The organism is Bergeriella denitrificans NBRC 102155 (assembly GCF_001592185.1).
GTDB classification, from domain to species: domain Bacteria; phylum Pseudomonadota; class Gammaproteobacteria; order Burkholderiales; family Neisseriaceae; genus Neisseria; species Neisseria denitrificans.
Genome location: NZ_BCWL01000357.1, coordinates 1 through 886, shown reverse-complemented (window position 1 = coordinate 886; position 886 = coordinate 1). Strand labels below are relative to the sequence as shown.

The window sequence follows — 886 nt, the reverse complement described above, 5'->3', positions numbered from 1 at the left end:
CGGCTTCGCTGCCTTGTCCCATTCTTATTTTATTCGACTATAATAGCGCGTTTCAATCTAAAAAGGCCGTCTGAAAACAGGCGGATTCAGATGACATGATTACAGTCAACACCCTGCAGAAAATGAAAGCGGAAGGCGAAAAAATCGCCATGCTCACCGCTTACGAAGCCAGCTTCGCCGCCTTGATGGATCAGGCCGGCGTCGATGTTTTGCTTGTCGGCGACTCCTTGGGCATGACTGTGCAAGGCCGCGCCTCCACCCTGCCGGTCAGCCTGCGCGATATGTGCTACCACACCGAAAACGTGGCACGCGGCGCCGATCGTGCCATGATTGTGGCCGACCTGCCCTTCGGCAGCTACCAGCAAAGCAAAGAGCAGGCCTTTGCCGCCGCCGCCGATCTGATGGCCGCCGGCGCGCACATGGTTAAGCTGGAAGGCGGCGTATGGATGGCGGAAACCACCGAATTTCTGCAGATGCGCGGCATTCCCGTCTGCGCCCACATCGGCCTGACCCCGCAATCCGTGTTCGCATTCGGCGGCTATAAAGTGCAGGGGCGCGGCGAAAGCGCCCAAGCGCTGCTCAACGACGCACAGGCGCACGAGGCCGCCGGCGCCGCCATCATCCTGATGGAATGCGTGCCCGCAGAACTGGGCAAACGCGTGACCGAAACGGTGCGCTGCCCCACCATCGGCATCGGCGCGGGCGCGGATTGCGACGGGCAGGTTTTGGTGATGCACGATATGCTGGGCGTATTCCCGGGCAAAACCGCCAAATTCGTTAAAAACTTTATGCAGGGGCAGAGCAGCATCCAAGCCGCCGTGGCCGCTTATGTGGCGGAAGTTAAAGCCCGAACTTTCCCTGCTGCCGAGCATACTTTTGCCTGATA

Annotated in this window: 1 protein-coding gene; it reads left to right on the top strand. The window is 59.5% G+C overall.

From position 1 onward, the window contains the following. Positions 1 to 95: 95 nt before the first annotated feature. Entirely contained in the window at positions 96 to 884 is a 789-nt protein-coding gene (gene panB, locus BDE01S_RS10790) for a 3-methyl-2-oxobutanoate hydroxymethyltransferase (protein WP_066081460.1), read from the top strand. Positions 885 to 886 lie beyond the last annotated feature (2 nt).

What these genes read in the sequence shown, in the direction of transcription:
- panB (WP_066081460.1), top strand. Translation starts at nt 96, where the DNA reads ATGATTACAGTCAACACCCTGCAGAAAATGAAAGCGGAAGGCGAAAAA.